7 protein-coding genes are annotated in these 7842 nt (G+C 49.5%); 1 reads left to right on the top strand and 6 read right to left on the bottom strand.

All coding sequences use genetic code 11. From position 1 onward, the window contains the following. Positions 1 to 169 precede the first annotated feature (169 nt). The gene (locus HJV72_RS02520; protein WP_208068375.1) at positions 170 to 886 is read right to left on the bottom strand and encodes a cell wall hydrolase; all 717 of its coding nucleotides are present in this window, start codon (positions 884 to 886) and stop codon (positions 170 to 172) included. A 215-nt stretch (positions 887 to 1101) separates the two neighbouring features. Here HJV72_RS02520 and HJV72_RS02515 point away from each other — a divergent pair, with 215 nt between their 5' ends. Further along, positions 1102 to 1536, top strand: coding sequence for an AraC family transcriptional regulator (locus HJV72_RS02515; RefSeq protein ID WP_208068374.1), 435 nt, complete (start codon positions 1102 to 1104; stop codon positions 1534 to 1536). Positions 1537 to 1600: 64 nt separating this feature from the next. On the opposite strand, the gene HJV72_RS02510 is transcribed toward HJV72_RS02515, so the two are convergent. The 5 genes from HJV72_RS02510 to HJV72_RS02490 form a co-directional block, all read right to left on the bottom strand. Next, entirely contained in the window at positions 1601 to 2308 is a 708-nt protein-coding gene (locus HJV72_RS02510; RefSeq protein WP_208068373.1) for a 4Fe-4S binding protein, read from the bottom strand. A 123-nt stretch (positions 2309 to 2431) separates the two neighbouring features. Continuing rightward, a complete protein-coding gene (locus HJV72_RS02505; RefSeq protein ID WP_208068372.1) occupies positions 2432 to 3118 on the bottom strand; it encodes an ABC transporter ATP-binding protein in 687 nt (228 codons plus the stop codon). A gap of 20 nt (positions 3119 to 3138) precedes the next feature. Further along, on the bottom strand, positions 3139 to 5622 hold the full coding sequence (locus HJV72_RS02500; protein ID WP_208068371.1) for an ABC transporter permease: 2484 nt from the start codon (positions 5620 to 5622) through the stop codon (positions 3139 to 3141). A gap of 94 nt (positions 5623 to 5716) precedes the next feature. Next, the gene (locus HJV72_RS02495) at positions 5717 to 7126 is read right to left on the bottom strand and encodes a sensor histidine kinase (protein ID WP_208068369.1); all 1410 of its coding nucleotides are present in this window, start codon (positions 7124 to 7126) and stop codon (positions 5717 to 5719) included. Then, positions 7127 to 7831 carry a response regulator transcription factor gene (locus HJV72_RS02490; RefSeq protein ID WP_208068368.1) on the bottom strand — a complete coding sequence of 235 codons (705 nt, stop codon included), beginning with the start codon at positions 7829 to 7831 and terminating at the stop codon, positions 7127 to 7129. Positions 7832 to 7842: the final 11 nt, after the last annotated feature.

Here is a 7842-nt window from a genome sequence, read left to right as displayed (position 1 = left end):
GCGGAAGAGGCGGAGAATCCTTTCCGTAGCCCTTATCCTGCGGGATGTAAGCCGCAATCGGCGCGCATTCCGCAGGGTTAGGGCTACGTGAAATAGTCGGAGCCTCGGACGCATCGGAGCAGATGCCACCCGGCTCTCCGCCCGCAGCCTAATTTACTTAAACCCACATTTAGTGGAAGTAATGTGCCCCTATCTGCATCCCTGATCCGCCCTGGTCAAAATACAGGCAGCCACCTATCGGGTTAGATCCCGCAAGGGCGTCTGCCGCCGCCTGTCTGGCGGTATCTGTATAGCCGCCTGAAGCCAGAACCTGGTCGAGCCAGCCCGTCACTGCCGGACCGAACTGTCCTGACTGATAGATGACGTCCCGGATGGAATTCGGGAATACTCCGCTTCTTACCCTGTTCATCACGACCGCGCCTACTGCAACCTGTCCTTCATACGGCTGGTTTCCGGCTTCACAATATATGATTGCGGCCAGAAGATCTTGATCTGACTGGCTTGCAGAAACTGCCTGGGCCTGTGCTGCCTGAGCCGCCTGTTCCTGGGCCGCCTTCTCCTGAGCTGCTTTCTCCTGGGCTGCTTTTTCCTGGGCTGCTTTCTCTTCCGCGATTCTTTTCTCTTCTGCGATTCTCTTTTCTTCTGCAATCCTTTTTTCTTCTGCAATACGCTTTTCTTCTGCGATCCTCTGCTGTTCTTCTATTATCTTCTGGGTCATCTCTTTCATGTCCATAAACCGGGATGCATATTTATCTATATTTACATCCGCAGATACCGGTACAGTTTCTGATGCGTCCGCCATCGCCTCGCTGGAATACCCTGCGGTAAACAGTGACGTAACGGTGAGCAGTGTTACCAGAAGCCCTACATTTCTTTTAGAATTCATAAATTTATACCCTCCTGAAAATAACAATATTTTAAAATTGTTTTAATTAATTATATTCAGATATTTTCTATTTATTACAATTGTTACATATTTGTTACGATTTTATTCAAAAGAATGAATTATTTTTTAAAAAAGTTATTGAAAAAATTTTTATAAGAAACTATCCTTTAGTTGTTGAAGTCGACGTCAATAGATAAATGAATGGAGAAAATAAGATGAAAATAGAAGAATTTAAAAATATCACGATAGCTTATATGCGCAATATCGGCGAATATGGCGTTAAGAATGAATTATTGATGGAGGAGTTCAAAGACTATCTAAAAAACAATCATCTGCTTGGTGCAGATACGGTTCTGCTGGGAATCGCCTTAGATGACCCGGCAGCAACGCCCCAAGAGGAATTAAGATACGATGTGGGTCTTATCATTAAGGATGATATGGACATAAGCCTGAACAAGAGATGCATTGACGATGGGACATACGCAATATATGAAACCGCTCATACGAATCAGGCTGTCATAGCTTTCTGGCGGGATATCGCAGAACTGACAGAAGGCCTGGCTGTAGATTATGGCAAGCCTGTTATCGAACGCTACGCGGCGGATAAGATCGCTGACCACCTGTGCGAATTTTGTATTCCTTTAAAATAACCACTTCTAAGGGCTTGCCCTCTTCGTTCGGAGCAAGCCCTTGTTTCAAAGCTAAAGTTTCACGCTATTCTAATATGCTTCCATCTGTAGATATCGTTACTACCTGCCATGGTATAAACTTGCCGCTCTCCTTCAATGCAGATACGGCAGCATGTTCGATGCCTCCGCAGCATGGCACTTCCATTCTTACTACGGTCAGGCTCTTGATATCGTTGTGCCTGATAATCTCAGCCAGCTTCTCACTGTAATCTGCACTGTCCAGCTTCGGACAGCCGATCAGCGTCACCTTGCCCCGGATAAAATCCTGATGGAAGCTGCCGTAGGCATATGCCGTACAATCCGCTGCTATAAGGAGATGAGCACCCTCAAAATATGGCGCGTTCACAGGCGCCAGCTTAATCTGCACCGGCCACTGCCGAAGCTGAGATGCCGAGGGGGTCCGGCGCATCGCCTCAGGCACCGCTTCTCTGGCTATCTGCCTCGACTGGCTGCCCGGACATCCACATGGCAGTGCTTCCGCCTGCTTCTGCTCCTTCTTCCTCATATTCTGCCTGACTGCCTCTTTATCATATGCCGCGGCCTCGCGTTCTACAAATGTGATGGCTCCTGCCGGGCAGGCCGGCAGGCAGTCTCCCAGGCCATCGCAGTAATCATCCCGCAGCAGCTTCGCCTTGCCGTCAACCATACCGATGGCCCCTTCGTGGCAGGCCTCGGCGCACAGCCCGCAGCCATTACATTTCTCTTCATCTATCTGTATTATTTTACGTACCATATTCATTTCCTCCTTACGGTGACCTTCTTGATATATTATAATACATTCCTAAAGACTTGTATGTTGTAATTACAACATAGATGGAAAAAAATAATAATCGACTGCTGCCATTTTAGTTATATGCTATGCAAGCACCCCGTCCCGCACGGTTATGATCCGGCTGCTGCTTTCCGCGGCTTCCTGTGAATGCGTCACCATTATAATCGTCTGCCCGCTGTTTTGGTTGATGTCCTCTAACAGACGCATGATGCCTGCCCCGGTCCTGCTGTCCAGATTGCCGGTAGGCTCATCTGCAAACAGGATATCAGGGCTGCCGATAAGCGCACGGGCTATGGCCGTCCTCTGCTGCTGCCCGCCCGACAGCTGGCGCGGCGTATGCTTTCTCCTGTCGGACAGCCCGACAACATCCAGGATATGGTCAAGCTGCTCTCTGTAATCACGTATCTTCTTTCCGTCGAGCAGAAGCGGAAGCATAATATTTTCCTCTACATTCAGGTTCGGGATAAGATTATAGAACTGAAACACGAATCCTATCTTCTGCCTTCTTATCCTGCTCATCTTTGCGTCATCGAAGCTGCATATATCTGTTCCGTCTATATATACAGAACCATCCGTCGGCGTATCAAGCCCTCCAAGGATATAGAGAAGCGTGCTCTTGCCGGAACCTGATTGTCCCATGACAGATACGAATTCCCCCTGCATGACCTTCAGGGATATTCCCTTCAGTACATTGGAAACCACACCACCGACCATAAAATCTTTTGTTATATTTCTGCCCTCGACAGCAGCAATACTGCTATATTCCTTCATACGCCTGTCCTCCAGTCTGTCTATTCAAATTTAATTTCTTCCACCAGCTTCATATGACGGCTCTTTAATATAGGGACAACCGAGCCTGCAGCCGTAACCACGATACCCATGGCTCCTGCTGTCAGGAATATGGCGGCATCCAGATCTGGCCTGATGGAAATCTTGGGTCCTGCCACGATAAAGATTGTCTGTATCTCCATATATGATACCGCCATGGCTGCTGCCGCGCCGATCAGTCCGGCAGACACCCCTTCAATCAGCATCATTTTTACATTCTGCCTGCTGCTGAGCCCTGCCGACTTATACATGGCTATCGCGCGCCTCCTCTGCATATAATTGATCAGCAGATTATTGACGATTCCTACCGCGGCCATCAGTAGAATGAAATAAGTCATACTATGCATGGGCTGCAGGAACGTACCTACGGTACCGGCCGCGTCCGCATTGAACTCTTCCACCGTACGGCTCCAGTTCGGCGTGTCCCCGAACAGGTTGCGGATCTGTACCATCACCGCATCCGGATCGGCTGCCGTATATGCGAGAAAATCATATCCCTCTGCTCCAAAGTCCTGTACTGCACAGTAAGACGGTATGACAGCCTCCACGTCTGTCGCCCGTGACTTATAGCTGCCGATAATTCTGTACGCAGCCGTATGGGAACCATCTGACAGCGAGATCGAATCGCCTGCCGCCAGCTTCATTTTCTTCATAGCGTCTTCGCTTATCAGCATAGCCCTCTCATTTTCCCCAAATGCAGATATCGCTCTTTCCCTTTCCCTGCCGTCTGTATAATGAAGAGCGAACATGGAACTATAGCGTTTCAGGTTATCCGTAGCCTCCAGCCGTGTAAACGAAATGCCTTCCCCGTGCACGCGGTCGTCCAGCACCTGTACGGGAAGGACCTCCTCCATGCCCTCAAACCCTTTTACCTGCCTTACAAAATCTTCGTCCATAGAACCGTCTGCAAATCCTTCAAGCGCTGCCCCCTGAAAGACATCGCTGATATAGGATGTCACGAAGTTCCCGACGGCGCTGATAGAGATTACGGCAGAGATGCTGATAAAGAGCAATGTGATATTCTGCGTAACGTTCTTATTGTTCCTCATGTTGCGCGCGGCCAGCATCCCTTCATTACCGAATAAGGTTCCATAAATCCGCTCCATCCCCCTCGCCGCAAGATTCGTGAAAGACGGAATAAAAAGTATGGCTGCAGCTATCAGGCCAAGAAGAGAGAGTCCTCCGGCCGGATACAGCATCTTTTCCGGAGCAATACGGGGCAGCACGATAGAGACGATACCGAGTATGGCAGCTATGGCAACGGTATGTCGCACAGGCCTCTTCTTTTCTTCTACCGTCCCGAGGACCACTTCCTTCACCGGCAGGCGGCCCGCCCGGCGGACCGGAATCCAGGAGCTCAGAAGCGAGACTATGACAGCCGCGGCAATAGATATGGAGATGGCAGGCAGCGTAATCACGGCCGGTATCTCTATCCCCTGTGCCAGCCCGTCCCCCAGTCCATGCAGTATCACTTTCAGGATAGCCGTCCCCACAGGGATACCAATCAGTCCTCCTGTAAGCCCATAGATGACGCTCTCTGCCAGAAGGATAGACGTCACCGTCCTTTCTTCTGCTCCGATGCTGCGGAAGGTACCGATAACCGGAAGCCGGTCCAGCGTTATCACTTTATAGCTGCTGTAGATGATAAATACGCTCATCGTCAGGGCGAAAAAGCTGATCAGGAAAAAGGGCATGGATTTCTGCCTTGCATCTGCAGCAATCTGCGCTTCATTAACTGTCTCAGATACATGATAGCGGTCTTGCGGCAGCTTATCATCCAGACAGGACTTCAGTTCACCGGCCGTCACGCCATCTGCCGGTTCAAGCAGTATCTCACTGTACTTTTGCGTCTGCTGCGCCATATCTGTCAGCACGTCAAGCGGTACGAGAGCGGTTGCCCCTCTTGTCTGCCTGAGAAACAGCGTATCGTATGCAGCTATGCCAAACACTTCAAAAGAGACAGGAATGTTGTTGATGAGAAGCGTAACCGTATCGCCTCTGCTTATCCCGAACTTGGACGTGAACCTGTCCGGAAGGATTATCTGATTCCCGGAAAAACCAGTTATGCTGCTTTCGTCCAACATACGCGGTCTGTTGATCTGATTCAGCTGTTCAAGATGAGCCGAAACCAGGTCCACGGTCTCATAATATCCGCCCTCGCTGTACATCGCCGCCTGCTTTAGTATCCCTGCCTTAGCCTTAATCTCAGGGATATCCGGAACCGTATTGTCTTTTAGTTCTACGGAACCATTCAGAGCAGTTACCGAAATGGACGCATCCCCGTACATCCCCCGCGCCATCTTCTGCTGTGCACTTTCATAAGATGCACCGATAGAAAAGGACACGAACAGCAGCGAGGACGACAGGAGAACAGACAGCAGCATCACAACCGTACGTACCTTCCGTTCTTTCATATTGGTAAGTATATATTTTATTATGATCTTCAAGACGCACCTTCTTTCTTTTCAAGCCATAGAAAAAGCTGACAGCTATCATGATAAGATGATAAACTGCCAGCCTTAATCTAACTTGTATCCTGCCTTAATTAACCTTAAATATAATGATTATATCTGTACCTGCACCCGGTGCGCTGCGAACCGCGATTGTCCCCCCATGGCTTTCTATGACACTCTTTGCTATCGCCAGTCCAAGACCGGTCCCTTCCGGTTTCTCGTCTGTATCCGTACCCCGGTAATATCTCTGAAACAGTCGGCCTGCGTCCTCTTCAGACATACCTGCACCATTGTCTGACACGATAACCTGTATCTCATGCCCGTCAGCCACCGTGCAGATGGTAACGCCTGCATCCTCGCCCCCATGGATGAAGGCATTGATGATGAGATTGCTGAACGCCCGCCTGAACAGCTTCCTGTCGAAACAAAAATATATGTCGTCCTGAACGGTCTCCATCTGGATGCTGCGGTCCTCATACTCCGGCGTGTTCCTAATATCGATGGCCGTTTCCTTCAGAAAACGGACGAGATCCGTCCTCTGTCTGTCCAGCAGAACTGAACCACTCTCCAACTGGTATGTCAGCTTCAGGTCGTCTAAGAGCTGCTCCATGTAAGAGACATTTTTCAATATGATTGCAGAATACCTCCTGTGCCGCCCCGGCATATCCGTACTGCTATCCTCCTGCATGATTTCCGCATATCCTTTTATCGGGGACAAAGGCGTCTTGAGGTCATGGGTGATATTAGCTATCCATTCCTTGCGCATGCTTTCTGTCTGCTCCCTTATCCGGTCGCTGCTCTTGATTTCTGCATCCAGCCGGTTCAGGCTGTCATATATATCGCCGAATATCCCATCATCCTCCACGGATAGATAGGAACGCCGGGCGATATCCTTGACTGCATCCGTCACGTGTCCCATCATGCGCGTCATCCAATAGCCGTATGCCATACCGGATATGATGATTACGCCGAGCAATATGCTGCCAAGCACTAATACAATTGTCCTGCCTTTTATAAAGTGCTCTCCGCTCAGCTGCATGGTAACCTTCGTGACCGCTGTGGGGAAATGGATGATGTACGTGTAATTGCGGTCTGCAAGTTCCCCTATGAGGGATGCCTCTTTTCTGTCTGCCAGATGCCCGTCCCTGTATATAGCTATCAAATCTGAGGCCGTATAACCTGCGGCGGCCTGTTCCGGCTTTCTGTAGCCAAATTGCTCTATGCCATCCCTATCTATTACCTGGATTCCAAGCTGCTCTCTCTGAAGCTGCTCTATACCGGACTGTGTTATCTGAGGCTTATCATCGATAAAGATAATCTGCTCTTCAAAATTGTCTGTAAAGCGTTCCGGCCAGTCGCTCCTGACAATGGTCCCATCCGCCTTTCTGACCGTAATGAGCATAAAGAAGAGCACCGCTGCTATAATCAGTATCCCTGTCAGGGAGAGCAGGAACATGCTATAGATGTGCAGGCTTGTTCGGTATCCGGTTCTTTTCATCTAATCAGTCCTTTTCTTCAACTTATACCCCAGACCCTTCACTGTGACAAGCTGCTGCGGATCAGACGGGTTATCTTCTATCTTCTCACGTATATGCCGTATGTGGACCATAATCGTGTTGTCGCAGATGCTGCTGTACTCCCCCCACACCCTCTCATACAATTGTTCCTTGCTGATGATTCTTCCTGCATTTTCAGCCATATATGACAATAGAAGGAATTCCCGTCCGGTAAGTTCCAGCTCTTTTCCATCTTTGAACACCCGGCAGCCCTCACGGTCTATCGTCAGCCTTCCAGCTGTCAGCGGCTTCTCTGGCTGCTCCTTACCATTATCCTGATACTTCTGCCTGCGAAGCTGTGCCTTTACACGAAATGCTACTTCCCTGGGACTGAATGGCTTCGTGATATAGTCATCACCTCCGCCTGACAGGCCCAGGATCTTGTCAATATCATCATCTCTGGAAGACAGAAACAAAATAGAACAATAGGAATAGCCACGTATCTGGCGGCATACTTCAAGACCGTCGATATCGGGGAGCATGATGTCCAGTATGATGACATCCGGTGCAAACTCGTTACAGATACGTAACGCGTCCCCGCCGTTGTAAGCTCTCCGTATCTCATAGGAGCCATCCATACATAATGTCTCTTCCAGCAGGTCTACGATATCCTTTTCATCATCAACGAGCAGAATCTTATCCGACATAGCCAACCCCC

It is taken from the genome of Extibacter sp. GGCC_0201 (assembly GCF_017566055.1).
Classification (GTDB): Bacteria; Bacillota; Clostridia; order Lachnospirales; family Lachnospiraceae; genus Extibacter.
This window is presented reverse-complemented; position numbering and strand designations above follow the sequence as displayed.

Excerpts from the sequence above, each read along its gene's own strand:
- HJV72_RS02520 (WP_208068375.1), bottom strand. The coding sequence starts at position 886 with ATGAATTCTAAAAGAAATGTAGGGCTTCTGGTAACACTGCTCACCGTT.
- HJV72_RS02515 (WP_208068374.1), top strand. The coding sequence starts at position 1,102 with ATGAAAATAGAAGAATTTAAAAATATCACGATAGCTTATATGCGCAAT.
- HJV72_RS02510 (WP_208068373.1), bottom strand. The coding sequence starts at position 2,308 with ATGGTACGTAAAATAATACAGATAGATGAAGAGAAATGTAATGGCTGC.
- HJV72_RS02505 (WP_208068372.1), bottom strand. The coding sequence starts at position 3,118 with ATGAAGGAATATAGCAGTATTGCTGCTGTCGAGGGCAGAAATATAACA.
- HJV72_RS02495 (WP_208068369.1), bottom strand. The coding sequence starts at position 7,126 with ATGAAAAGAACCGGATACCGAACAAGCCTGCACATCTATAGCATGTTC.
- HJV72_RS02490 (WP_208068368.1), bottom strand. The coding sequence starts at position 7,831 with ATGTCGGATAAGATTCTGCTCGTTGATGATGAAAAGGATATCGTAGAC.